A 24,973-nucleotide genomic window follows, 5' to 3' on the forward strand; every position below is an offset into this window, starting at 1 on the left:
CGGACGGCCGGTTCGCCGAGCTCCTGGGCTACGGTCCGATCCCGCCCAGTGTCGCCGGGAAAGCGTTACGGGACGCGCCCTCATTCCGGAAAGTGCTCGCCGACCCGATCCGGCCGGCACAGTTGAACCTGGACACGAAACGGTACCGTCCCACCCCGGATCAGCGGACCTGGCTCACCTTGAGGTACGGGCTGGATGAGGACGCCGCCCCCTACCTCCCAGTCGGGGTCACCACCGGCGCCGAGATCGACCACGTCATCGAACGACAACACGGCGGACCCACCAACGTGACCAACCTTGCCCCGCTGAAACCCCGCCTCCACCGGCTGAAAACCGTCACCAGGATCCGGTTGGACCCGAAACCCGACGGCGGCATCCGCGTCCGCACCCCCACCGGATACGACAGCGACCCACCACCCTTCTAAACGCCTGAGCTGAATTGCCGTGCCGAGGCCGAAGTGTTCGCGGCTGCAAGAGGACAACGAAGGCGTAGCTGGCGCCCGCGTGCGAGTGCGCGCTCAGTGGAAGACTTGGCCTCCGGACAGCGTCACGATGACCGCCACGACCGCGGCGATGACAACCACGGCTACCGCGATCAGAACCCAGCCTTGCCAAGAAGACGGTGCATAGTTGCTCCCAGTCATGAAGAACCACGGCGAGGAACTGGGCTTCTTCGTCTTCCGCGTCATTCAGCGCCTCCAGTACAGGCTGGCAAGTGCAGCACTGAAAACCGATGGAGCCCGGCGATGCACGCCTTCACTCTATGCCGCGCTCTCCAACCACTTCGTGCTGACGACGATGCGCTAAGGGGCCCGGAACGCCATTCAGCCGAGCAAGTGCCTTAGGTACCGCTGCGGGGAATCGAGATATGAGCGCCAGTGCTGCACCAGCGCAAGGTTTTCCCAGGTCACGTCGCGCATGCCCCATTCGCCCAGTTCGAGGATGCGTGCACCCGGCAGCGCTGCCAGCACCGGAGAATGCGTTGCGCAGATCACCTGACCACCCTCGTGGGCGATTCGGTGCAGCGTGGCCACGAGCGTGAGCGTCGACCCGAACGACAGGGCGGCCTCCGGCTCGTCAAGGCAATAGAACCCGGGCGAATCGAAACGCGTCTCCAGAATGGCGAGGAACGACTCGCCGTGACTCATCTCGTGGAAGGCGGGCTCGGGCCCGCGGCGGGAGTTCGACGGGTGGTGTTCGAGATACGTGTAGAACGAGTGCATCGTCTCCGCGCGAAGGAAGAACCCCCAACGTCCGGAGCCGATACCGCGCTGCAGCTGCAACCAGTCCGACAACGCCGACTCGGTCGCGCGCGTGCTGTGCTGGGCGTACGCCGAACCACCTTCGGGCGAGAAGCCGTACGCGAGCGCGATACCCTCCACGATCGTCGACTTCCCCGACCCGTTCTCGCCCACGAGAAACGTGACCCCCGGCGATGGCTCGAGGCCATTCTCGAGGAGTTGCGCGACAGCGGGCACGGTTCGCGGCCATTCCCCGACTCGGTCGCCGGCATCCGGCCTCCGCGAAATCGCGACCACGGGCGACTGCGAGAACGAACCAGGGGCGCTCACGCCAGTCAGTCTCGCAGCCACCGGAGACACACGGCACCCGAGGCTGTGGAGAACGGAATCGGGGCTGCCTCGAGCCTGGGCATGATGGCGCACATGATCCTTCGCCTCGATCCCGCGATACCGCTCGTGTGGCGCGACCCGCACACGCTGCAGTTGGGCGTGGATCGCGTGGTGTGCACGTTCGCGAACGTTGCACCGCAGACGGAGCGAATGCTGGCAGCGCTGCGCACGGGAGCTCCGCGCTCGGCGCTCGAGGTGGAGGCCACGCGCGGTACACGGACCGATGCCGCCCAGCAGGTGGACGCTCTGCTCGCTTCGGTCGCATCCGCTCTGGAAGCCCCGGACGCTGCCCCACCGCGCACCATCGCGATCGACGGCGCCGGCCCGACCGCGGAGCGACTGCTCCGGTTGCTGCGAGAGGCGGGACACCAGGCCGTCCCCGCCGATCGAGCGGGTGGCGAGCCGGTCGGGGTAGCCGCGGCGGTCATCGTCGGCTCGTACGTGATCCCGCCGTGGCGGCACGGCCCCTGGCTGCGGCGCGACATTCCGCACCTGCCGATCGTTTTCGGGGACGACGGGGCCCAGGTGGGGCCCTTCGTCGACTCGCCGTACGCCGATCCACCGATCGATGACCACGAGCACGATCATGGCCCCTGCCTGCGCTGCCTCTCACTGGAGCGACGCGACCTGGATCCGGCTTGGCCGGCCATCGCGGTACAGCTCGATGCGCTCCCGCACCCTCCCGAGCCGGCTCTCTTGTCAGCGCAGGCGGCGTCGCTGGCAGCACGGTGGGTGGATGCCCGGTTACGGGCGGGCGACCGCTCTCACGCGGCCACGAGCATCCATGTGCACCGTGACGGACGTGTCAGCGAGGAGTCGCACTCGCCTCACCCGCTGTGCGGATGCCGAGCTCTGCCAGAAAACGTGACGGCTCTCGTGGGCCGGCAGCGTTCGCAGCCCAGCTCAGCGTCAGCCGGCGCCTCGCGCGCGTGATGCCGACGTAGAGCAGCCTGCGCTCCTCCTCGATCGCCTCCGGAGTGCGGGCGTAGCCGATCGGCACAAGCCCGTCGCCGAGGCCGACGAGGTGCACGTCGTCCCACTCCAGCCCCTTCGCGGCGTGCAGAGTGCACAGCGTCACCGCCGCGATGGTCGGTTCGTGCTGCGCCGCCTGTCTGGCGAGCAGGTCGTCGGTGAACTGCCGGAACGAGGTGCCGGCCGGCGCGTCGTCGACAAGACCCATGAGCGCGTTGAGCGACTCCCAGCGATCTCGCACACTGCCCGCGGCCTGCGGCGCCTCGAGCGTCCAGCCCAGGGAACGAAGAACGTCGCTCACGGACTGGAAGAGCGGCTCATCCGACACCGTGAGCGACGCGGCACGCAGCGTCATCACCGCCTGACGAACTTCGGGCAGGTCGAAGAACCGCCTCGAACCGCGCATCTGATACGCGACGCCGGCGTCGGTCAGCGCCGCCTCCAACGGGGCCGCCTGCGCATTCACGCGGTACAGCACGGCGAGGTTCTGCGGCTTCGCGCCGTCACGGATGCTCGCACTCAACTCTGCGGCGACCGCTGTGGCCTCCTCGGCGTCAGTGCCGTAGCCCGCAACGTGCGGTGCCGGATCCTTCGGTTCCGAGGTACCGCCGGTCGAGGCCGTCGAAACCGCCGCCGCCGTGCCGGACGCACCGTCGTGTCGAATCGCGTGCAACGTCAGCGCGCCTGGCCGGCCGCGCATCAACCGGTTGGCGGTCTCCACAATGGGTGCACTGGAGCGATAGTTCTGCTCGAGACGCACGAGCGTGGCATCCGAATACCGGCGGGGAAAGTCGAGCAGGAACGAACTCGACGCACCGGCGAACGAGTAGATCGTCTGGCTCGCGTCGCCGACCACGCACAGGTCGGATCGGTCACCGAGCCACAGGTCGAGCAGACGCTGCTGCAGGGGCGAGACATCCTGATACTCGTCCACCACGAAGAAGCGGTACTGCTCGTGCACGTGCATCGCCACCGACGGCTCGGTCTCGATCATGCCGGCGCAGGCGAGCAGAACGTCTTCGAAGTCGAGCTGCCTGCGCTCGTCCTTCAGCGCTTCGTACGCGCGCTGCAGGTCGATCGCCCGTTCGGCCCTGAGCGACCCGGGCGCGGGCCGCTGCGCCCGTGCGTAGTCGTCGATGCTCAGCTCGCTGACCTTGCGCCACTCGATCTCCGCGGCCACGTCGCGCAGGGTGGCGGTGTCGACCCGCAACCGGATGCGTTCCGCCGCCTGCCCGAGCAGCCTCGCCTTGCCGTCGAGCACGCGCGGCAACCCGCCGCCGACCACGATCGGCCAGAAGTAGTTCAATTGGCTCAGCGCGGTCGCGTGGAACGTTCGCGCCGCGACCCCGGATGCCCCGAGGGCCCGCAACCTGGTGCGCAGCTCGGACGCCGCCCGGCTCGTGAAGGTGAGCGCCATGACCCGGTTCGGCGCGTAGACGCCCATCGCGACGCCGTACGCGATGCGGTGCGTGATCGCCCGCGTCTTTCCGGTGCCTGCGCCGGCCAGCACGCACACCGGGCCGAGCAGCGCCTCCGCCACGACACGCTGCGCGTCGTCGAGCCCGTCCAGGAGAGCCTGGGGCGACCCCGGTTCCGGCGGTGCCGGATCGGATCGGGCGAAGCCGGTCACACGGTCTCCGCAGGAGGCTGGTCCAGGGGCCCTCCGTACCAGTCCCGCACGATGGCGTGCGCGATCGACGAACCGCCTGGCAGCAGGATGTCGTCACGCTGCCGCCAGATGTCGTCGCGGCTGAACCAGCGCAACGCGAGAATCTCCTCGCCGTCAGGACGAAGCTCCGTGTGACCGGACACCGCGCGTGCTTCCATGCCGATCATCACGGATGCCGGGAACGGCCACGGCTGCGATCCCAGGTACTGCGGATCGGTCACCAGTACCCCGGACTCCTCCCCGACCTCGCGCCCGACGGCGTCTTCGAACGACTCCCCCGCCTCGACGAATCCGGCCAGCAGCGACCACCGGTTGTTCTCCCACAGGGCGTTCGAGCCGAGCAGGATGCGGTCGTCCTGGTCGAGAACCCGCATGATCACGGCTGGATCGGTGCGCGGGAAGATCTCGTTGTTGTCCACGAAGCACCGGCGCATCCATCCGCCGTGCTCCACGACGGTCGGGGTGCCGCAGCGCGGGCAGTGCGTGTGGGATGCGTGCCAGTTCGCGACGGCGACGGACTCGGTGACCAGTCCGGCGTCCCGGTCGCTCAGGGCCGTGGCGAGTTCGCGCAGACCGCGCCACGCGCCCTCGTCCGCCTGCAGTTCGCGGGCGGCGGCATCCGTCAGAACGCAGAGGATGACCGGGGTTCCGGCAGGTTCGTCTGGCCCGGCTTCGAGGGTGCGGCCGAGGTAGACGCGCGTGAGCGCCGATGTCACCTCGTCGGCCCGGAAGAGCGTGAGGCGGGCGCGACCCTCGGCATCCTTCGCCAGCACCCGGCCGTTCCAGAGCGGGAGAACTCTGGTGGATTCGTCTGCGAGCAGTTCGTCGAACAGGGATTCGCGGGTGCGGCTTACACCATCGCGGTCGACGGCTGATCGTGCCAGCGGCAGCGGACCGAGCGGGCGGGGCATAGGTGATCTCCTCGAAAGCGGCGCGGCCTGTGCAGCTTGGCCTGGCCTGCAACGCGTGGCGCACAGCCTCGGTGCGCAAGCGGGCGCCTAACCTTGACGGTATGGCCAGATCCCACCTCACTCTAGCCGCGCTGGCCACGTCGGCCGTGCCCGACCTGGACATCGCCGGTACCCGCAGCTACAGCTACGATCTGCACGGCGATTTCGAGTCAGCGCTGCTCACCAGCCGCGACGGCACCGAGCTGATCATCCGGGTTCCGGCATCGCAAGACGCCGAGACGGAGCAGAGCGCCGACCTCGTCGCGCTGCACTCGCTCACGCCCGGGGTGCGCGCACGTCTGCCCTTCGACGTCCCGGAATATGTCGGCCAGACCCCGATCGGCGGCACCCGCGCAGTCGTCTACACGTTCCTTCCCGGCGACAAGGTCGCGCTCGAGAACGTGCAGCCCGGCGACGGCCTCGCCGCCTCGATCGGCCGGGCAGTCGCAGCCATTCACACGCTGCCGACGTCGTTCGTGAGCGAGGCCGGGCTGCCCGCGCTCACTGCCTCCGAATGCCTCGCCGCGACGAAGACGCTCATCTCCTCGGCCGGAGCAACGGGCCTCGTGCCTGCGGCGCTGTCGAAGCGCTGGAAGGAGGCGGTCGACGACGAGGAACTGTGGCGGTTCCAGCCGACCGTGATCAACGGGGCGCTCACGATCGACTCGTTCATCGTGCGCGAAGAATCCGTGGTCGGACTCATCGGCTGGTCCGCGCTGCGCGTCGGCGACCCGGCACGCGACCTGCACTGGGTGCTCGGCATGAACGCGGATGCCGCGGAGAGCGCGATCGAGGCGTACTCGCTGGCGCGCGGCGCAGCATCCGACCGCAACCTGCTCTTCCGGGCGACGCTCTACGCCGAGCTCGAGCTGGCGCGCTGGCTCATGCACGGCCGCGAGCTGCACGATCAGCTCATCGTGGACGACGCCGTGGCCATGCTCGACAGCCTCGTCGAGCGCGTTCACGACGACGACGTCGACCCGCTGGCGCCGCACACCGGCCCGATCATGGCCGTAACGGACGTCGAAGCACTCCTGGATGCCACGCCGCTCGATCGCGACCACGGCGACGCTTCCCAGGGCCTCCCGCCGGTGGCCGAGGACCGTCCGCCGGCGGAGGACGAGTTCGAACGCGACGACGACTGACCGGTTTCCGCGCGTTGTGTAGCGGTCACGCCGCGACGAAGCCGCTCGCCTCTGCTCCAGTGCTGGCGCGCCAGAGCCGGAGCAGCTCGTGCTCGTCGACAAGTTCCGCCGGGCGGATGATCCGGTCGTCGGCGACGTAGTAGAACGCGGCATCCACCAGACCCGGATCGATGCCTCGCCACCGCGAGAACGCCAGGCGGTACAGAGCCAGCTGCAGCTGCTTGCTGGCGAGGTCGGCGTCATCCTTCGGCGGTTTGCCTGTCTTCCAATCGACGATCTCGTACCCACCGTCGTTCTCGTAGACCGCGTCGATCTTGCAGATCACGAGATGGCCGTCGAACGGCAGATGGATCTCGCGCTCGACCTCCACCGGCTGCCGGTCGGCCCAGGGCGACCGCTCGAAGGTGCGCTGCAGTGCGGCAAGTCGCTCGCGCTCCACCAGGTCGCCGGAGAGCCCGGCGCCGTCGGCGTCAGAGGGCGCGAGCGGGTCCTCGTCGAGCTCCGCGGTGAACGCGTCGATCACCTCGGTACCGCCCGAGACACCGGCACGGCGCTCCACCCAGGCGTGAAAGAGTGTTCCGAGACGCGTGGCACGGTACGGCCGTTCCGGCATGGGCCGGCGCAACTCCTCCGCCACCTCACCGGGCGCGTCGATGTAGTCCTTGAAGCGGGATGCCGGCACGCGGGTCGGCACCGCCACGTCGCCGGATGCCCGCAGCATCCGCTCGCGTTCCCGCAGAAGCAGCTCCACGTCGTGACTCCAGCGACCGGGACGCCGCGGGTCCGCGCTGCGCACCTGTTCGGCCGCGCGCTCGACCACCGCTCGGCGACCCCCGAGCGGATCGATCGGCCACCTGATCGGCTCCGCGCCGTCGCCCAGCGGGTTCTCGTCGTAGACCGATGCCTGCGGCAGAGGAGCGACGATCCCGGCGTCCGCCAAATCGGTCAGGTAGCGGCTCGGGCATCGCGGCTGCTTCTGAGTCGACCAGAACGATCCGGTCAGCAGAAGGGAGTGCCTGGCGCGCGTGACGGCCACGTAGGCAAGGCGCCGCTCCTCACGTTCGTAGTGCTCACCCACCTCGTCTTTGAATCGCTGCCTGGCCTCCTTGACCTCCTTGCGAGTCATCGCCTCGCGCCAGGCGAACGACGGCAACTCGTCGGCATCGCCGCGGAACTCCCACGGCAGCCGCCCGAACCCGAGCCACGCGTTGGTGCCCTCGTTCGGCTTCGAGGGCAGTTCGTCCTCGACCAGCCGCGGAACGACGACATGATCCCACTCCAGTCCCTTCGAGCCGTGGATGGTGAGGATCTGCACGCAACCCGGCTCGGGCTTCTCCGACCGCGGCGCGAGCGAGTCTCGTTGCTCGGCCTCACGGAGCCAGCCCAGGAATCCCGGCAGCCCGGCCGTCTCGCTGACCGCCAGGTAGTCGGCGAGTGCGTCGAAGAAGGCATCCATTGCCCCGCGGCCACCGGTGCGGAACTCGTTGGCAGCGAGCTCGATGTCGAGGCCGAGCTCGTGTTCGACCAGCGTCACGAAATCGAGGAGGTCGAGTCCACTGCGAGCGCGAAGCCGGGCGAACAACTTGCCCGCGTCGCGCATCCTCGCCAGTCCCACCTCGGAGATGCCCAGCAGCATGCTGTGCCCGTCGGGGGCGTGAACAAGCGCGTCGAGTGCATCGACGACGGATGCCTGCTCACTGTCGATCACGCTGGCCCGTATCGCGGCCCGCACGCCGGCATCCAGTCGCTGCTGCTTGTAGTCGTGCTGGGTGAGCCAGCGCGCCGCATCGCGCAGCCCCCGAAGGTCGCGTACGCCGATGCGCCACCGCGCGCCTGCGAGCAACCGCACCAGCTCGGACCCGGCCGTCGGATCGTCCACCACTCGCAGGGCGCTGACCAGGTCGGCGATCTCCGGCTCGGCGAGCAGCCCGCCCACGCCGAGCACGTGGTACTTCACGCCGTGCTCGCGTAGCGCGGCCGTAAATGCGGCCTGCGTCCCGCGGGAGCGGAACAGCATCGCGGCGCTCGGCACCGCACGGCGTCCCTGCGGGTCGAGCGCCGGGCGGCCCTCTCCGTCGAGAACCGGCTCGGCAAGCCGCTCCTTCAGCCATACGGCGGCAGCATCCGCCTCCTCGGCCAGGGTCTCGGCGAACACGCTCCGGATGCCCCTTGTGCTCGCCACCGGCGACGGCGTGAGCGCGTCGACCGCGACTCGGGACCGAGCAGTCAGGGGTTGTACCAGCCGATTGGCCGCGTCGAGGATCCGAGTGCCATTGCGCCAGCTCGTGCTGAGTCCATAGCGCCGGACCTCGCCGGCATCCGACTCGCCAGGGCCGGCCCCGTCGCTGTCGGCTCCAGCACTCGACTCCGCCTGCGAACGCTCACCGAACGCCGCCGCGAACTGATCGAGGTTCGAAGCACTTGCTCCACGCCAGCCATAGATCGACTGGTGCGGGTCACCCACGGCCATCACAGGCCGCCCGGCGAACAGCGTGGACAGCAGCCGGGTCTGCACGACGGACGTGTCCTGATACTCGTCGAGAAGCACCACGCTGTGCCGTTCGCGGATGCCCTGTGCCACGTCGGCCGACCGCTCGACGATCTGCAGCGCGAACGCCACCTGATCCGAGTACTCGACGAGCCCCCGACGCAGCTTCTCCGCGTCGAACGCTCGTGCCAGGTCGAGAAGGAGCGGCAGGTGCCCGACGGCGCGCACGGGTTCGACCACCTCCTTCTGGTACGAACCCGATCCGCCGTTCGGCAGTTCCTCGAGACGGGCGAACTCGCTGGCCATGGCGGCGACGGCATCCGCATCCGCTGCGTTGTCCCCCAGCTCGTGGGCGAGCTGCAGCACCGCACGGGTGACCTGGTCGACGGACTGGTCGAGGTCGTGCAGCCTGGCGTCGCGACTGGAGACCACGACGCTTCGCGCGAGCTGCCATGCGGATGCCTCCCCCAGCACCGCGCCGTCGCCCTCACGTCCCAGAAGCAGGGCGTTGTCGCGGTAGATCGTGTTCGCGAACGAGTTGTAGGTGGAGACCACCGGCGGGTCGAACTCGTCGGGTTCGTCGATCACTCCGGCTGCGGCGAGGCGTGCTATTCGGTCGCGGATGCGTTCGCGCAACTCCCCCGCCGCCTTGCGGGTGAACGTCAGGCCGAGCACCTGGCCGGGTTCGACCAGACGGTTTGCAAGCAGCCAGAGCACCCGGAACGCCATGGTCTCGGTCTTGCCGCTCCCCGCACCCGCCACGACGAGTGCCGGCGCGAGCGGAGACTCGATCACGGCTCGTTGCTGGTCGGTGGGCCGATGCGTGCCCAGGGCGTCGGCAATGGCATCCGCACGCACGATCTGCGTCACGGCGCTGCGCGGCCCCGGCGCACCGAACTCGTCCACTGCACTCTTCTTACTCACCGCGCTCTGCTCACCCACCGCACTCTGCTTACTCAGCACGCTCTGCTCACTCAGCACGCTCTGCTCACTCAGCACGCTCTGCTCACTCACCACAGACGGCTCCCACCCGGTGCAGGCGACGCACCGCGAAACCGGGACGGTGCTCGTCGAGCTCGGCCTTGCCCTCGAACTCGGCGACGGCGATCGCCTGAGCGGCCTGGCGAATGCGCTCCCGGAACGTCTCCAGTCCCTCCTCGTCGAGCGCCGCCTGCGCACCCTCGCGATACGCCTTGCCGCGCACACCGTCGCGCACGAAGAGCAGCTTCGCTCCAGCGCTGCGATGCGGTGCGAACGGCTCGCACGGGGCGTCGAGCTGCCCGGAGGCGTAGGCGAGCTGGTAGACGCCGAGCTGCGGCATCTGAGCCAGCTTCGCTGCGTTCGTCTCCGGTTTGCCGGTCTTCAGGTCGACGATCGTGATGCCGCCGGAAGGGTCGGCCTCGACCCGGTCGATCTTGCCGTGCACCTGAGCACGGCCGACATCGAGGCTGAACCCGGTCTCTGCCGCCACGAGTCGCGCTCCGGAACGCTCTGCGTCCGCGAGGTACTCCGCGACGCCCTGCACGAGCCGCCGAGCGGCGCGCTTCTCGCGTGCGGCGATCCATGGTGCCTCGAACACGAGTTCGTTCCAGCGGGACTGAACGGCGGCATACAACGCGTCGACCGCCGGGTCGTCCACCGTCTCCATCGCCCAGTGCACGATGGTTCCGATGCCCATCGACGTGCTCGTGCTCGATCCGGCGATGTCGTCCAGGAACCAGTCGAGCGGCGACTCCTCGATCGCTTCGATGCGCGAGGGCGAGACCGGTACGACCTCGTCGTCATCGAACAGCGGCGCCGTGCTCGATGGTTCGAGAACCCCGTGCCACTGCGACGGATCGGCGCCCGGCACACCCGCCGAAGCCAGCGCGGCCAGCGCGGATGCGGCTTCGTCGCGTGCGGCGCTCGTCGCGTCGCCTCGCGTGAGTTCGCGACGCAGCCGGCCCGTCAGCCCGCGCAACGTGAGCGCGGCAGCCGAGACATCCACCCCCGGCGTTCCCGTCGGCGCAAGGCCGAACAGCACGCTCGGCGACTCGTCATCGTCGGATGCGGCAGCGAGCACGACCTGCCTGCTGGCCCGCGACACGGCGACGGCGAACATGCGCAGCTCGTCGGCGGCGACCTGCTTGCGCGCGTCGAGCACCGCATCCGGCTCGCCGGACGCCGCCCTGATCAACGCGTCAGTGTTCAGCAGCGTGCCGCGCACGCGCAGGTCGGGCCAGACGCCCTCCTGCAGTCCGGCGACGACCACCACGTCGAACTCCTGGCCGACGACACCGGATGGCGTCGCCACGAGCACCGACTCCGCGACGCGGGTCGGCGAGAGCCTGTCCTCCGGCACGTCGGCGTCGAGCACGCGGGAGAGGAACACTGACGCCGGCGAATCCGGTTCGCGTTCACCGAATCGTTTCGCTGCGGTGAACAGTGCGACCACCCCGTCGAGGTTGCGGTTCGCCTCGGATGCCGCCACTCCCGTCCCCGACGCCGCCTGCCTCCACTGCGCCCCGCGTCCGGTACGTTCCCACACCGTCCACAGCAGCTCTTCGATTCCCGCTCCCGCGGCGGATGCCTTGCGCACGGCATCCAGCGTGCGGGCGAGGCGGTCCGCATCACGTGCGATGCGGTGGTCGATGGTGGCGAGGCGACCGGGCGCGGCCATGGCCTCCACGAGGAGTTCGTCGGCGGCGCGTACGCCGCCCGAAGCCACTTCCTCGGTGCGCAGCGCCACTCGCAGCCGCCGCACCGCCAGTCGGTCCAGGCGCCCGAACGGGCCGAGCAGCATGGAGGTCACCGACTCGATGTCGAGGGCCGACCGGCCGATACCGCGGTCGACGATCTCGAGCAGCGCCCTGGCCGCAGGATCGTCGCGAAGGGCCGTTGCCCCGTTCGTCGTGCGCACCGGCACCTCGGCAACGGCAAGCGCTCTCGCCACCCCGTCGATCAGCGCGCCGGAGCGCACCACGACTGCCATCCGAGACCAAGGCACGTCGTTCATGAGGTGCCGTTCCCGCAGCACGCGCGCCACGGCCGCCCACTCTCGCGCGGGCGTCGGCGCCTCGATGGTGAGGAGCGGATCCAGCGAGTCGTCAGCAGCCCTGGCCGGAAGGGCGCCACGATGGCCCACCACCCCTGCAGTACCCACTCGCTCGGTGACCTTCCGCGTGAGGTCGCGCAACACCGGTGGCTGCCGGTGCGCGACACGAAGCAGGTGGGTGGGCATCCCCGCGGCGAAGCGGCCGACTACGTCGGCCGAACCACCGCGGAAGACGCTCGTGGAGGCATCCGGGTCGCCGAACGCCACCACTGTGACACCCCGCGAGCGCAGCGCCTCGATCAACGCCAGTCCCAGTTGCGTCGCCTCCTGCAGATCGTCGACGGCCACGAGCCTCAGCCGTGCCACCGCGTCGCTGACTTCTCCACGCTCCAGCGCGGCGACGGCGAAACGCGCCAGCTCGGCAGAGTCGAGCTGGTCGGGTCGCGCCTGCGCGATGGATGCCAGGTAGTCGTCGATGAAGTCGGCCGCGGCCACCCACTCTGCGTGTCCGTGCTCCCTGCCGAGCACACGCATCCACTCCGGCGTCACGCCGTGCTCGGTCGCCCTGGCCATCAGCTCGCGCAGCTCCGTGCGGAAGGAGCGCAGACCGCGCACCGCCTCGCCCAGATGCTCCGGCCACTGGGGCACAGGCCCGGCGGACCCGGCTGCGTCTTCGATGTGCCCGGCCAGCAGTGCGGCCACGTCGGCGTCCTGCTCCGCCCCGGTGAGCAGGGTAGGCGGCTCGGAACCGGCTCGGATCGCGGCCTGAGCCACGATGTCGAAAGCGAGCGACGACACGGTACGCGCGAGGGGACCGTTCACCGCCTCGCCGACCCGCAGGCCGAGCCGGTCGCGCAGACGCGTCGCACTCGCACGGTCGAACGTAAGAGCGAGCACGGATTCCGGGGCGAACCCGCAGCGATGCACCCGGTCGGCGAGCAGTTCGACGAGCGCGGTCGTCTTTCCGGTGCCCGGTGCGCCGATGACGACGGCGGATGCCCCGGCATCCATCGCGAGGACCGCTCGCTGCGACGAGTCGAGGTCGGCAGCGCTCGCGACGATCGGGTTCTGGTGCATCACGCCATTCACGTTATGAGCCGCCACCGACACGCGACTGAGCCACGGCGATGAAGGCTCGCTTTCGTCGCAGTGAGGGCCTGTTCAAGGGTCAAGCCGACCGCGATCGGCGATGGCGTTCTGCCGACAGTGAACCGCGCGGAACGGATCGCGCTGCTGCCGTAGTGTGACTGACAACCAGCGAACACAAGTCGGAAGGCACCCCAGGTGGATATTCGCATCGGCATTGTCAACGCTCCGCGTGAGCTCAGTTTCGAGTCGAACCAGTCGGCAGCAGAGGTCGAGGCGGCCGTCAGCGCGGCGCTCGGCAGCGACGCGAGCACGCTCGAACTGCGCGACGAGCACGGCAGCCTCTTCATCGTGCCGACCGCCGGAATCGCCTACGTGCAGATCGGCAGCGAGGAATCCCGCCGGGTCGGCTTCGTCGCGTAACGTTCCTAGAGCAATGGAGCTTCTGTTCATCACGCTGGGCGGCGCCATCATCGGCCTCATCGCCCGCTACGCCCTCCCCTACCGGCACGCGCACGGCAGCGTGCTCGTCCCGGCATTCGGCGCGGGGTTCGCCGCCGCACTCTGGGTGGCGCTCACGTGGGCGGGCCTGAAGTGGAACGGCGGCTGGATCTGGTGGATCACGCTCATCGCCACCGCCGTCATGACCGTCGGTATCGATTTGCTGCTGGGAGCGCTGCGCACCAGGGGCGACGAACGGCGCCTGCACCGCCTCACTCGATCGGGCGTCTCCTCAGCGGGCGCCTGACGTGAGCGAGGCAGATCCCGGCGACCGGAACGACGTCACAGACTCGGTGCCAGGTGCTGAGCTGCACACCGAAGGCATCCCGAACCTGAGGGATGTCGGCGGCTACCGAACGACGGACGGCAGGATGGTGCGCCTCGGCCTCGTCTTCCGGTCGACCGCTCTGGATCGCGCAACGGATTCAGACCTGGAGCTCCTCGCACAGCTCGGGTTGCACACGGTCTTCGACCTGCGGACGTCCACAGAGCGGAGGGAAGACCCGGACCGGGTGCCTCCCGCGACCTCCGAGGTCGACCTCGACGTGCTCGCTGACTCGCCCGGGTCCGCGGCAGCGCGCATTCCCGAGGTCTTCGCGCACCCCGACGAGGCGAGCCGGCTGCTGTCCAAGACCGACATCCCCGCGATCTTCGAGGAGATCTACCGAGGCCTCGTCTCGTTGCCGAGCGCCCGCGCGTCCTACCGCACGCTGTTCCTCGACCTGTCGCGGGAGACCACCCTTCCCGCCCTGTACCACTGCACCACCGGGAAGGACCGCACCGGATGGGCCACGGCAGCGCTGCTCAGCCTCCTGGGGGTTCCGAAGGAATCCGTCCTCCACGACTATCTGCTCAGCAACGAGTACCTGCGCCACGCCATGAAGCCGTTGCTCGACTCCTTCGCCGCTCGCGGAGGCAAGCCCGATCTGCTGAAACCCATCCTGCGTGTCGAACCGGAGTACCTGGAGGCGGCGCTTACCGAGATGCACGAGAGGTACGGCACCATCGAAGGCTATTTCACGGATGGTCTGGGCCTCGGGCGCGACGTGCAGCAGCGGCTGCGCGAGCTCTTGCTGGAGTGACGTGCCTCAGGCGGTGAGCCCCAAAGCGTCCATCCGCCGGGTGTGTGCCCCGATGATCTCGGTGAACACCGGGTCGATGCGCTCCTCATCAGAACGCTGATTGCCCGAGAGCTTCAGCGCGGAACGGGCCACGAGCAGCGTGTCGCCGACGAGCCTCCTGCCCCACATGGCCAACCGCGAGCCGAGCGTGGCATCGGCCTGGATCTCCAGTTCCAGGATGCCTGCAAGCTGCTCCGTGCTGCCCTGCGCGCCGAGCAGGCTCGCCGCGCGTGGTCCCACGTCGCCGGGGAGCCCCTGGGCCAGGCGCATGAAGAAGTCGCTGAGCAGCCCGTCGGTCACGTACACCGCGAGCAGCGTCTCCTGCCAGTCGCGGCCGATCGTGATCGCCTGGAACCCGTCGATCGCCAGCGCGAACGGTGCCATCACGTCCGCCGGCTCCGCCTCGTGCCTGCGGATCTCGGCAACCACTGACTGGTGCTTGCTGAGGGCGGCGCCCGCCGCCAGCGAGATCATCTCTTTGCTCGTCAGCGACGGCACCTTCTGCACGACACCGGAGAGCGTCTCGAAGGCCTGCAGCTGCAAGTAGGCGACCTGACCCAGGTAAGGCAGCAGGTCGGGGGCGATGTCGTGCAGGTCCACGCGTGTGCCCGCCGCCTGTTCGCGTCGCGGCTTGAGCTTCGGCGCATCGACGGGCGGCGTCCTGCGCGCGAACCAGGGTGTCACGGAACCCAAGTTTAGGGGCCTATTGGTCGCGCTTCTCGCTCCGACTGGCTCCATCGGCTCGGCAGAGCGAGCGAGCTCTGCTCTCGGCTCAGTCGCCGGTGATCGCGGCTTCGCCGCTCAACTGACTCCATCGCCTCGGCAGAGCGAGCGAGCTCGCTCTGCTCTCGGCTCAGTCGTCAGTAGACTAGTCACGCCGTCGGCACAGGATCGACGGCCACCGTGCCCAGTGAAGACGTGACGACCCGTGCGGGCGCGGCCACGCGGATCGCCTCGATCCGCCCCATCACCTTCGACAGGCAGACAACACTTGACTTTCTCCGATCTGAACATCGATGCCGACATGGTTCAGGCACTCGCCGCAAAGGGCATCACCGAACCGTTCCCCATCCAGCAGCAGACCATTCCGCTGGCGCTCTCCGGCCAAGACATCATCGGCCAGGCCAAGACGGGCACCGGCAAGACGTTCGGCTTCGGGCTCCCGCTCATCCAGCGGCTCGGACCCGAACCCGCTCTTGGCGTGCAGGCGCTCATCGTCGCCCCGACTCGAGAGCTAGCCATCCAGGTGGCCGAAGACCTCGAGTTGGCCGCCTCTGGGCGCTCCACCACGATCGTTTCGATCTACGGCGGCAAGGCGTACGAGGGCCAGATCGAACAGATCAAGGCGGGGGCGCAAATCGTGGTCGGCACGCCCGGCCGTCTGCTCGACCTCGCCGGCCAGCGGCTCCTCGACCTCTCGCACGTGCGCGAGATGGTGCTCGACGAAGCCGACCGCATGCTCGACCTCGGCTTCCTGCCCGACGTCGAGAAGCTCTTCTCCCTCACGCCCGCAACGCGTCACACGATGCTGTTCTCGGCCACGATGCCCGCGCCGATCGTGGCGCTGGCCCGCCGTTTCATGACGCGCCCGATCCACATCAGGGCGTCCGACCCCGACGAGGGCCTCACGCAGGCGAACATCAAGCACCTCGTCTACCGCGCGCACGCACTGGACAAAGACGAGGTGATCGCGCGCATCCTGCAGGCGGAGGGCCGCGGCAAGACCGTCATCTTCACCCGCACGAAGCGGGCCGCGGCGAAGCTCGTGGAGGAGCTCAACGACCGCGGCTTCAACGCCGCGGCGGTGCACGGCGACCTGGGCCAGGAGCAGCGCGAACGTGCCATGAACGCGTTCCGCGCGGGCAAACGCGACGTGCTGATCGCCACGGATGTCGCGGCTCGCGGCATCGACGTCATCGACGTGACGCACGTGATCAATCACACGATCCCGGAAGACGAGAAGGCCTACCTGCACCGTGTCGGCCGCACCGGCCGCGCCGGACGGGAGGGCACGGCCGTCACGTTCGTCGACTGGGACGACCTTCACAAGTGGGCACTGATCAACCGCGCCCTCGAGTTCGGGCAGCCGGAGCCGACCGAGACATATTCGTCGTCGCCGCACCTCTACAGCGACCTCGGGATCCCGGAGGGAGCCAAGGGGCGTCTCAAGCCGACCCCGCCGGTGAAGAGCGACCGCCCTCGTTCACGCACCGAGTCGGGGGCCGAGGGTGAGGCATCCGGTTCGTCGAGCCGGTCGCGCAACCGCCGTCGCACCAGGAGTGCGTCCGGTTCGCCGAGCGTCGCAGCGGATGCCGCGGCAGGCGCCGAGAAGGTCGCCACTGGCACGCACGACGGCCAGGGCCACCAGCACCACGACGGCAACGCCGCCCCGCAGCGTCGGCGGCGTCGCCGCCGTCCAGCTGGCGGCGCGCCTGCGGCGCAGTAGCGCGCGGACTTCTCGCTGACCGCGCGACGAGCACCTCAGGCAGTGCGGGCCAGGTAGGCGGACTCCGCCAGGATGCGCTCCAGCGCCTCGGGCGAGGTGGTGTACTCCCCCAGCCGGTTCGGCTTGCCCGCACCGTGGTAGTCGCTGGATCCGGTGAGTACGAGTCCGTAGCGGTCAGCGAGGTCGCGCAGTGCGATCTTGCCGTCGTCGGTGTTCTCCCTGTGGTCCAGCTCGAGGCCCGCGAGCCCCGCATCGATGAGCCGTTGCAGGTAGAAGTCCTGGATGATCCCGTCTCGACCCCTGGTGGCAGGATGAGCCAGCACGGGTACCCCGCCGGCACCACGGATCAGCCGCACGCCGTCGAGCGGCGTCGGCGCATAGATCGGCTCGTAGTAGCCGCCGCGCGGGTGCAGCAGCGTCGCGAAGGCCGCCGACCGGTCGGGCACAACACCCCTGGACACCAGCGCGTCCGCGATGTGCGGCCGCCCCACCGTCGCGCCGACCGCCGTGTGTGCCATGACGTCGTCCCAGCTCAGGTCGTAGTCGAGTGCCAGCCGGGCGACCATCGTCTCCGCGCGGCTCCTGCGTCCCTCGCGGATGCGCTCCAGCTCGGCCGACAGCGGCTCGTCCGACGGGTCGAAGAGGTAGGCGAGCATGTGCACGCTCTTCCAGCCATACCGCGTGGAGAGCTCCATGCCGGGAATGAACGTGATGCCGACGTCGGATGCCGCGTCCGAGGCATCCGCCCATCCCGCTGTCGAGTCGTGGTCGGTGAGCGCCACGGTGCCGAGCCCCGCGCCGGCGGCCGCCCGGACCAGCTCGTCGGGCGACTCGGTGCCGTCGGAGACGCTGGAGTGCGTGTGCAGATCGATCGGGGCACGGAAATCCCGTGGGTCGTCGGCCATCCCACCATCGTATTGCCGCGCACCACCCGCCGAGCGTGCGCGGACGTCCACACGAAAGCGCATTCGGGCGCACGCGAGAGAATGGACGCATGTCCGACACCGCCACCTCCTCGACCGAAGCCGCGGCGACGGCAGCACCCGCGCCATCCTCCGCGACGGATGCGCCGAAACCGCGCGCCACCCAGAATCGCTCGACGACGCCCGCGTCGTCCGCGTTCGCCGAGTACATCGGCTCCGGGTGGGCGGACCGCGACGAGACGGTGCCGGGGCCCCGGGATGCCGTCGCCTCGGCGGCCGCACACCGGCAGGCGATCTCGGACAGGCATCCGGGACAGCGACTCATCGTTCCTGCCGGGCGACTCAAGCAGCGCTCGAACGACACGGACTACCCGTTCCGCGCGCACTCCGCCTTCACCCAGCTCACCGGCTGGGGATCGGATGCCGAACCGGGCAGCGTGCTCGTACTCGAGCCCACCGCGAACGGCCATGACGCAACCCTGTACTTCCGGGAGCGCGCGGGACGCGACTCCGACGAGTTCTACGCCAACCCCGAGATCGGCGAGTTCTGGATCGGGCCGCGCCCATCGCTCGCGCAGGTCGCCGGAGATCTCGCGCTGCCGACGCGGCACATCGCGGAGCTGCGACAGGTGCTCGACACCCTCGACGAGTCGACGCTGGTCGTGCGGGAGGCGGATCCGGAGCTCACCGCCGAGATCGACAGCCTCCGCCTCGTGCAACTGGACGATCACGACGCAGACGACTCCGCCGCAGACGCCGATGCCGAGCTGGCACGCGACCTCTCCGAGCTGAGGCTCACGAAGAACGATTGGGAGATCGCCGAACTGCGCGCGGCCGTTGCCGCCACCGCGAGCGGCTTCGACGACATCGTGCGCGAACTCCCCCGCATCGCCGAGCACGAGCGCGGCGAGCGCATCATCGAGGGAGTGTTCAACGCCAGGGCACGGTTGGATGGCAATGCCGTCGGGTACGACACGATCGCGGCGTCTGGGCCGCACGCGTGCATTCTGCACTGGACGCGCAACAACGGCCCGGTGCGTCCCGGCGACCTGGTGCTCATCGATGCCGGTGTCGAAGTCGACAGCCTGTTCACCGCCGACATCACGCGCACGCTGCCGGTCACCGGCACCTTCACGCCGACACAGCGGCTGGTGTACGAGGCGGTGCGCGAGGCAGCCGATGCCGCGTTCGCGATCGTGCGTCCTGGCATCCGTTTTCGCGAGGTGCACGCAACAGCCATGGGGGTGATCGCCCGTCACGTCGCCGAGTGGGGCATGCTTCCGGTCACCGCCGAGGAGGCGCTGCAGACCGACCAGCAGCAGCACCGCCGCTATATGGTGCACGGCACGAGCCACCACCTCGGCCTGGATGTTCACGACTGCGCGCAAGCACGACGGGACTTCTACATCGACGGCGAGGTGCGCGCCGGCATGACGTTCACGATCGAGCCCGGTCTGTACTTCCAGCCGGACGACCTCACGGTTCCGGAGGAGTTCCGCGGCATCGGCGTGCGCATCGAAGACGACATCCTGGTCACCGAAGCCGGAGCCGAGAACCTCTCGATCGCCATCCCGCGCACCGCCGACGACGTCGAGGCCTGGATCGCGCGGTTGCGATAGGCAGGCCGGTCAGCGCTGGCCGTCGTGCGGCGGCTCGCCCGCCCGCTCGCCGTACCGTGGCGGCTCGTCGGTACGTTCGCCGTAGCGCGGCGGCTCCCCCGACGGTGCGTTGCCACCGTTCGGGTCGTCCTCGTGGCCGGGCTCCTGCCCTGCGGGCGGCGCGGGTGGCGGGTCCGATGGATGCTCACTGGGCGGCGCGAACGTCGGCCCGGCACTGTCACCGGCTGGTCCGGAACCACTGCCTACTCCCCCAGGACCGAGCAGGTTCCGAGCGCGGTTCGCCAGCTCGGGGTCGACGATGATCGAGTAGCTCGTCGCGAGCACCTGCGTCATCGACGTGTAGTCGCGGCGACGGCGCGTGATCGCATACGAGACCAGACCGAAGAGGATGCCGAAACCGGCACCCAGCAGCAGTGCCGCCAACAGCACGCCGAAGCTCGTCGCCGGGCTGAAGATGAGCAGCAGCAGGCCGAGGAAGATGCCCAGCCATACCCCAGATGCGGCGCCCGCCGCAGCGACCCTGCCCCAGGTGAGTTTGCCGGTGACCCGCTCCACGGTCTTGAGGTCGCTGCCCACGATGGAGACCTGCGCGACCGGGAAGTCCGCCCTCGCCAGCACGTCTACGGCGGCCTGCGCCTCCGGGTACGTCTCGAACGTCGCGACCACCTCGCCTCGCGGCACCGTCGGCTGCACCCCACGCTGACGCCCGCCCAACGGGCCTTGGCTGCTCATGCGGCCATTGTTTCATGCTCCCCTTGCGGCACTCAGTTGGCTCAGCGAGCTAGGCCTAAGGTTTACATGTGAGTGCAGCACGCGTCTTCGTGGCCCGGTTGGCCGGGTGCACGGTCTTCGACCCAGCGGGTGACCGCGTGGGCAAGGTACGCGACGTGCTCGTGGTCTATCGCAAGAGCGATCCGCCGCGCGTCGTGGGACTCGTCGTCGAGATCCCCGGTAAACGTCGCGTGTTCGTCTCCATCGGCCGGGTGACCAGTATCGGCGCCGGTCAGATCATCACGACCGGGCTCATCAACGTGCGCCGTTTCGAGCAGCGCGGCGGCGAAGTGCGGGTGATCGCGGAGATCCTCGGCCGCACCGTCGACTTCCGCGACGGCTCAGGACCGGCCACCATCGAAGACGTCGCGATCGAGCAGTCCTCACCGACCGAATGGTCCATCTCACAGCTCTTCGTGCGGCGGCCGAAGACGAGCGCATCGCCCTTCGCGAAGGGCGCCACCGCATTCGTCACCTGGAGCGACGTGCGGGAGCGCCCGGCCAAGGGCGAGCCTCAGTCCGCTGAGCAGTTGATCGCGACGTACTCGGAGTTGAAGCCTGCTGACCTGGCGAACACGCTCCTCGACCTTCCCGAGCAGCGACGGCTGGAGGTGGCGGGCGAGCTGCCCGACGACCGTCTCGCCGACGTGCTCGAGGAGATGCCGGAGAGCGACCAGCTCGAGATTCTCTCCAGCCTCGACGACAACCGCGCCGCCGACGTGCTCGACCAGATGCAGCCGGACGACGCCGCCGACCTCGTCGGGTTGCTGCCGAGCGACCGCGGCGAGCACCTGCTCGGGCTGATGGAGCCCGAAGAGGCCGACGACGTCCGCATGCTGCTCAGCTACGAACCGGACACGGCGGGCGGTCTCATGACCACCGAGCCGATCATCCTCTCCGCCGACGCCACCGTCGCCGAGGGTCTCGCGCTCATCCGCAAGCAGGAGCTCGCCCCGGCGCTCGGGGCCGCGGTGTGCATCACGCTGCCACCGTACGAGCCGCCGACCGGTCGCTTCCTCGGCCTCGTGCACTTCCAGCGGATGCTCCGCTACCCGCCGCACGAACGGCTCGGCACTATCATCGACCAGACTCTGGAACCGGTCACGGCGAACACGTCGGCGGCCGAGGTCTCCCGCATCCTGGCCAGTTACAACCTGGTCTCGGTGCCTGTCGTCGACGACAACTACCGGCTCGTCGGGGTGGTGACCATTGACGACATCCTCGACTTCCTGTTGCCCGACGACTGGCGAAGTCACGACGAAGACGACGAGCTGCCCGCCGGGCAGCGCTCGGCGGCGAACGTCCGCACACGCAGCAACACGGGAAAGAGGGTGAGCCATGGCACGCGCTGATCGGGCCGTCGCACGACTGGATGCCCCGAAGGGGCTGCGAACCTCCGTCCTGCGGCGGGGAGGGCAGGGCGGCCGTGACGCGTTCGGCCGGTTCTCGGAGGCGTTCGCGCGCGCGATGGGCACCTCCGCCTTCTTGATCGGCATGACCGTGTTCGTCACGGTCTGGCTGGTCTGGAACATCGCGATGCCGCACTCGTTGCAGTTCGACCCGGCGACCACGAATTTCACGCTGCTGACGCTGATGCTCTCGCTGCAGGCGTCGTATGCGGCGCCGCTCATCCTGTTGGCGCAGAACCGGCAGGATGACCGCGACCGGGTGCAGATCGAGCAGGACAGGCAGCGCGCCGAGCGCAACCTCGCCGACACGGAGTACCTGGCACGCGAGGTGGTGGCCCTGCGTCTCGCCGTCAAAGACATGGCGTCGAAGGACTTCATCCGAGCCGAGCTGCGCGCCCTCCTGGAGGAACTGGAACGCGGCCGCGACGAGCGGGCGCAGGACGAGCCGGGAGAGCCGGCGGGTGCCGAGACGTCCGGGGTTCCAGCGCCACGGCGCGCGCCGCGCGACGAGCCCGCGCGTGGCTGACGCCATCGATGGCGTGCGTTCGGCGCTGGCGCGCGTCATCGACCCGGAGATCCGGCGGCCCATCACCGAGCTGGGCATGGTCGATGACGTGTCGGTGGATGCGGCGGGCCGGGCATCCGTCGGCATCAAGCTGACGATCGTCGGATGCCCCGCCGCCGACACCATAGAACGCGACGTTCGCGAGGCGGTCTCCGCGGCCCCAGGCGTGACCTCCGTCGACCTGACGGTCTCTGTCATGACGCCCGCCGAGCGTGCCGCGCTCACGGAACGGCTGCGCGGATCCCGCGGCCGGACCAATCCGTTCACGCCTGACTCACTGACGCGCGTGTACGCGGTGACGAGCGGCAAGGGCGGCGTGGGCAAGTCGACCATCACGGCGAACCTCGCGGTCGCGCTGGCCGAGCGCGGGCTCCGGGTGGGGCTTGTGGATGCCGACGTGTACGGGTTCTCGATTCCGGGCATCCTCGGCCTCGTCCACGACGGCGCCACGCAGCAGCCGACGCGGGTGGACGACATGATCCTGCCGCCGGTTGCCTACGGCGTGAAGACCATCTCGATCGGCATGTTCCTCGACCCGTCACGGGGGCAGGGCGCCTCGACGGCCGTGGCGTGGCGCGGCCCGATGCTGCACCGCACGATCTCGCAGTTCCTCACCGACGTGTACTTCGGCGACCTCGACGTGCTGCTGCTCGACCTGCCGCCCGGCACCGGCGACGTCGCCATCTCCGTCGGGCAGCTCCTGCCGGGCGCGGACGTGATCGTGGTGACGACGCCGCAGCCTGCCGCGGCCGACGTTGCGGTGCGCAGTGGCGTCGTCGCCAGGCAGACCGGACAGAACGTGTTCGGCGTCATCGAGAACATGGCGGGGCTCCCCCAGCCCGACGGCACGGTCCTCGAGCTGTTCGGCTCGGGTGGAGGCACGGAGGCTGCCGCCCGGCTGTCCGAGGCGACGGAGCACGAGGTGCCGGTGCTGGCATCCGTTCCGCTCAGCGTTGCGCTACGACGGGGCGGCGATGCCGGAGAGCCCATCGTGGTGGCGGATCCCGCGGATCCCGCCGCGGTCGCGATCGCGACGGTCGCCGACGGCATCGCTTCGCGGCCCCGCGGTCTCGCCGGACGGTCCCTGAACCCCCGGCCACGAACCTGATACTCCGAGCGGGAGCACCACGAGCAGCCGCCGAAAACGTGCTACGTGGCTTCGCTGTCGAACGGAGGTAGCGCCCCGTCGTCCAGTCGGGTGGACTTGGCCGGCCTGCTCAGCGTGGGAGCCGGCTCGTCGTCGAGCAGGGCGTCACGGATGATGCGGCGCGGGTCGTACTGCCTGGGATCGAGTTTTCGCCAGTCGACGTCGTCGAACTCCGGCCCCAGTTCCTCGCGCATCTTCTCGGTCGCGTTGGTGGCCATGTTTCTCAGATTGCGCGCCCACTGCCCGAGCATGGCGGCGTACTTCGGCAACCGGCCCGGCCCGATGAGGAACACGGCGATCACCGCGATGATCACCAGTTTCTCCATGGTCAAACCGAACACCCGTAAAGAGTAACCCGAGCGGCTGCGCACCGGCTGCGTCATCAGCATCTCGTTATCCATTTACCTCCGGGTTTCGCTCCCTCATGCCCTCCACGCGCCACTAGGCGGCGCGGAGGCTCCGGCATCTGGAGCCCAGGCTCAACCGGCGACAAGGCCGAGCGCGGCGGCGGGGAACCCTGTTGCAGTGGCCGTAGTCTTGAGGCCGAGGAAGGAGCCTCACGTGTCTCATCACGATCAGAGCTGGAAGTTCGCGAGCGACATCGTCGCCGAGCCGGAGTCGATCCAGGCGGCCAGGGCGCAGTCCCTCGAGCTCGGCATCGAGCCCGTCGCACCCGCGATCGGTGCACAGTCCGCCGTCATCGCCGCGGCATCCAGGGCCACGAGCATCCTCGAGGTGGGCACCGGAGTCGGGGTGTCCGGTCTCTGGCTGCTACGCGGCGGATCCTCCGCCACGCTCACCTCGATCGACGTCGAACCCGACCACCTGCACAGTGCCAGGTCCAACTTCACCGAGGCGGGCATCCAGCCGGCACGCGTGCGGCTCATCACCGGCCGTGCCCGCGACGTGCTTCCGCGGATGAACGAGAACGCGTACGACATCGTGTTCGTCGACGCAGATCCGGCCGGCGCCATCGAGTACGTCGAGCACGCGCTGCGCCTGGCGCGCCCCGGCGGCACGGTGCTCGTCGCGCACGCCCTGTGGAAGGGCAGGGTCGCGGACCCCGCTCAGCGCGACGAGGTGACCACCGGGTTCCGTACGCTCGTGACCGAGATCGCCGCATCACCCGCCGTCGTCAGCGCTCTGAGCACGGTGGGCGACGGGCTGCTGCAGCTCACCAAGCTCGGCGACTGAGCCGAAACCGGCCCTCACAAGCCGGTCGTAAGCGAACGAGAGCGGATGCCCTGCGGCATCCGCTCTCGTTCGTGTGGTGCTTTGTTACGCGTAGCGTCAGCTGCCCGAGATGACCGCGCCGAGCACGTCGTGAAGCTCCTGAGCCTCGGCGTCATTGACCGAGACGACGAGCCGGCCTCCACCTTCAAGGGGGACGCGCACGATGATGAGCCGCCCCTCCTTCACAGCCTCCATGGGTCCGTCTCCGGTTCTCGGCTTCATGGCCGCCATGTAGCTCCCCTTTCGTGGATGTCTCTCCATTA

22 protein-coding genes are annotated in these 24,973 nt (G+C 69.2%); 11 read left to right on the top strand and 11 right to left on the bottom strand.

All coding sequences use genetic code 11. The annotated features are described in order from the left end of the window. A partial coding sequence (locus ACYVII_RS09885) for an HNH endonuclease signature motif containing protein (protein ID WP_460534427.1) occupies nt 1–425 on the top strand: 425 nt, incomplete at its 5' end. Nucleotides 426–518: 93 nt separating this feature from the next. On the opposite strand, the gene ACYVII_RS09890 is transcribed toward ACYVII_RS09885, so the two are convergent. The 4 genes from ACYVII_RS09890 to nudC all read right to left on the bottom strand — a co-directional run bounded on the left by ACYVII_RS09890 (nt 519) and on the right by nudC (nt 5,183). Continuing rightward, a complete protein-coding gene (locus tag ACYVII_RS09890; protein ID WP_460534429.1) occupies nt 519–689 on the bottom strand; it encodes a hypothetical protein in 171 nt (56 codons plus the stop codon). A 135-nt stretch (nt 690–824) separates the two neighbouring features. Continuing rightward, complete coding sequence (locus tag ACYVII_RS09895; RefSeq protein WP_460534431.1) at nt 825–1,571, bottom strand: AAA family ATPase; 747 nt, start codon at nt 1,569–1,571, stop codon at nt 825–827. Nucleotides 1,572–2,436: 865 nt separating this feature from the next. Next, on the bottom strand, nt 2,437–4,233 hold the full coding sequence (locus tag ACYVII_RS09900; protein WP_460534433.1) for an ATP-dependent helicase: 1,797 nt from the start codon (nt 4,231–4,233) through the stop codon (nt 2,437–2,439). Next, entirely contained in the window at nt 4,230–5,183 is a 954-nt protein-coding gene (gene nudC, locus ACYVII_RS09905) for an NAD(+) diphosphatase (protein ID WP_460534435.1), read from the bottom strand. The genes ACYVII_RS09900 and nudC overlap by 4 nt, the downstream gene beginning before the upstream one ends. Before the next feature lie 101 nt (nt 5,184–5,284). Between nudC and ACYVII_RS09910 the strand changes: the two genes are divergently transcribed. Next, nucleotides 5,285–6,367, top strand: a complete 1,083-nt coding sequence (locus ACYVII_RS09910) for a phosphotransferase (protein ID WP_460534437.1) — start codon at nt 5,285–5,287, stop codon at nt 6,365–6,367. Nucleotides 6,368–6,392: 25 nt separating this feature from the next. On the opposite strand, the gene ACYVII_RS09915 is transcribed toward ACYVII_RS09910, so the two are convergent. Together ACYVII_RS09915 and ACYVII_RS09920 are read right to left on the bottom strand one after the other, a co-directional pair. Beyond that, complete coding sequence (locus tag ACYVII_RS09915; RefSeq protein ID WP_460534439.1) at nt 6,393–9,869, bottom strand: ATP-dependent helicase; 3,477 nt, start codon at nt 9,867–9,869, stop codon at nt 6,393–6,395. Beyond that, a complete protein-coding gene (locus tag ACYVII_RS09920; protein WP_460534819.1) occupies nt 9,862–12,966 on the bottom strand; it encodes an ATP-dependent helicase in 3,105 nt (1,034 codons plus the stop codon). Before ACYVII_RS09920 ends, ACYVII_RS09915 begins: the two co-directional genes overlap by 8 nt. Before the next feature lie 207 nt (nt 12,967–13,173). Here ACYVII_RS09920 and ACYVII_RS09925 point away from each other — a divergent pair, with 207 nt between their 5' ends. The 3 genes from ACYVII_RS09925 to ACYVII_RS09935 are packed head-to-tail and all read left to right on the top strand — an operon-like array spanning nt 13,174 to nt 14,558. Continuing rightward, nucleotides 13,174–13,398 (top strand): DUF3107 domain-containing protein, encoded by a 225-nt coding sequence (locus ACYVII_RS09925; protein WP_460534441.1) that lies wholly within the window; start codon nt 13,174–13,176, stop codon nt 13,396–13,398. A 13-nt stretch (nt 13,399–13,411) separates the two neighbouring features. Further along, nucleotides 13,412–13,723 (top strand): hypothetical protein, encoded by a 312-nt coding sequence (locus ACYVII_RS09930; RefSeq protein ID WP_460534443.1) that lies wholly within the window; start codon nt 13,412–13,414, stop codon nt 13,721–13,723. Between the two features lies 1 nt (nt 13,724). Next, complete coding sequence (locus ACYVII_RS09935; protein ID WP_460534445.1) at nt 13,725–14,558, top strand: tyrosine-protein phosphatase; 834 nt, start codon at nt 13,725–13,727, stop codon at nt 14,556–14,558. Between the two features lie 6 nt (nt 14,559–14,564). Here ACYVII_RS09935 and ACYVII_RS09940 read toward each other — a convergent pair whose 3' ends face one another. Beyond that, nucleotides 14,565–15,281, bottom strand: a complete 717-nt coding sequence (locus ACYVII_RS09940) for a ferritin-like fold-containing protein (protein WP_460534447.1) — start codon at nt 15,279–15,281, stop codon at nt 14,565–14,567. 307 nt (nt 15,282–15,588) lie between these two features. On the opposite strand from ACYVII_RS09940, the gene ACYVII_RS09945 reads away from it, so the two are divergent. Further along, nucleotides 15,589–17,043 carry a DEAD/DEAH box helicase gene (locus ACYVII_RS09945; RefSeq protein ID WP_460534449.1) on the top strand — a complete coding sequence of 485 codons (1,455 nt, stop codon included), beginning with the start codon at nt 15,589–15,591 and terminating at the stop codon, nt 17,041–17,043. Between the two features lie 35 nt (nt 17,044–17,078). On the opposite strand, the gene ACYVII_RS09950 is transcribed toward ACYVII_RS09945, so the two are convergent. Beyond that, nucleotides 17,079–17,948 (bottom strand): PHP domain-containing protein, encoded by an 870-nt coding sequence (locus ACYVII_RS09950; RefSeq protein WP_460534451.1) that lies wholly within the window; start codon nt 17,946–17,948, stop codon nt 17,079–17,081. Between the two features lie 89 nt (nt 17,949–18,037). Between ACYVII_RS09950 and ACYVII_RS09955 the strand changes: the two genes are divergently transcribed. Then, on the top strand, nt 18,038–19,585 hold the full coding sequence (locus ACYVII_RS09955; protein WP_460534453.1) for an aminopeptidase P family protein: 1,548 nt from the start codon (nt 18,038–18,040) through the stop codon (nt 19,583–19,585). Nucleotides 19,586–19,594: 9 nt separating this feature from the next. Here the strand turns inward: ACYVII_RS09955 and ACYVII_RS09960 are convergent, their stop codons facing one another. Next, nucleotides 19,595–20,317, bottom strand: a complete 723-nt coding sequence (locus ACYVII_RS09960; protein ID WP_460534455.1) for a YflT domain-containing protein — start codon at nt 20,315–20,317, stop codon at nt 19,595–19,597. Nucleotides 20,318–20,385: 68 nt separating this feature from the next. Between ACYVII_RS09960 and ACYVII_RS09965 the strand changes: the two genes are divergently transcribed. From ACYVII_RS09965 to ACYVII_RS09975, 3 genes are read left to right on the top strand one after another with little or no spacing between them, the layout of a single operon-like run. After that, nucleotides 20,386–21,708, top strand: coding sequence for a magnesium transporter MgtE N-terminal domain-containing protein (locus ACYVII_RS09965; RefSeq protein ID WP_460534457.1), 1,323 nt, complete (start codon nt 20,386–20,388; stop codon nt 21,706–21,708). Next, nucleotides 21,695–22,291, top strand: a complete 597-nt coding sequence (locus ACYVII_RS09970; protein ID WP_460534459.1) for a DUF1003 domain-containing protein — start codon at nt 21,695–21,697, stop codon at nt 22,289–22,291. The genes ACYVII_RS09965 and ACYVII_RS09970 overlap by 14 nt, the downstream gene beginning before the upstream one ends. Next, on the top strand, nt 22,284–23,438 hold the full coding sequence (locus ACYVII_RS09975; protein WP_460534461.1) for a P-loop NTPase: 1,155 nt from the start codon (nt 22,284–22,286) through the stop codon (nt 23,436–23,438). Before ACYVII_RS09970 ends, ACYVII_RS09975 begins: the two co-directional genes overlap by 8 nt. A gap of 41 nt (nt 23,439–23,479) precedes the next feature. On the opposite strand, the gene ACYVII_RS09980 is transcribed toward ACYVII_RS09975, so the two are convergent. Further along, complete coding sequence (locus tag ACYVII_RS09980) at nt 23,480–23,860, bottom strand: twin-arginine translocase TatA/TatE family subunit (protein WP_460534463.1); 381 nt, start codon at nt 23,858–23,860, stop codon at nt 23,480–23,482. 178 nt (nt 23,861–24,038) lie between these two features. Here ACYVII_RS09980 and ACYVII_RS09985 point away from each other — a divergent pair, with 178 nt between their 5' ends. Next, the gene (locus ACYVII_RS09985; RefSeq protein WP_460534465.1) at nt 24,039–24,671 is read left to right on the top strand and encodes an O-methyltransferase; all 633 of its coding nucleotides are present in this window, start codon (nt 24,039–24,041) and stop codon (nt 24,669–24,671) included. Between the two features lie 96 nt (nt 24,672–24,767). On the opposite strand, the gene ACYVII_RS09990 is transcribed toward ACYVII_RS09985, so the two are convergent. After that, nucleotides 24,768–24,941 carry a DUF3117 domain-containing protein gene (locus tag ACYVII_RS09990; RefSeq protein WP_440294658.1) on the bottom strand — a complete coding sequence of 58 codons (174 nt, stop codon included), beginning with the start codon at nt 24,939–24,941 and terminating at the stop codon, nt 24,768–24,770. Nucleotides 24,942–24,973 lie beyond the last annotated feature (32 nt).

Source organism: Humibacter ginsengiterrae (genome assembly GCF_054780115.1).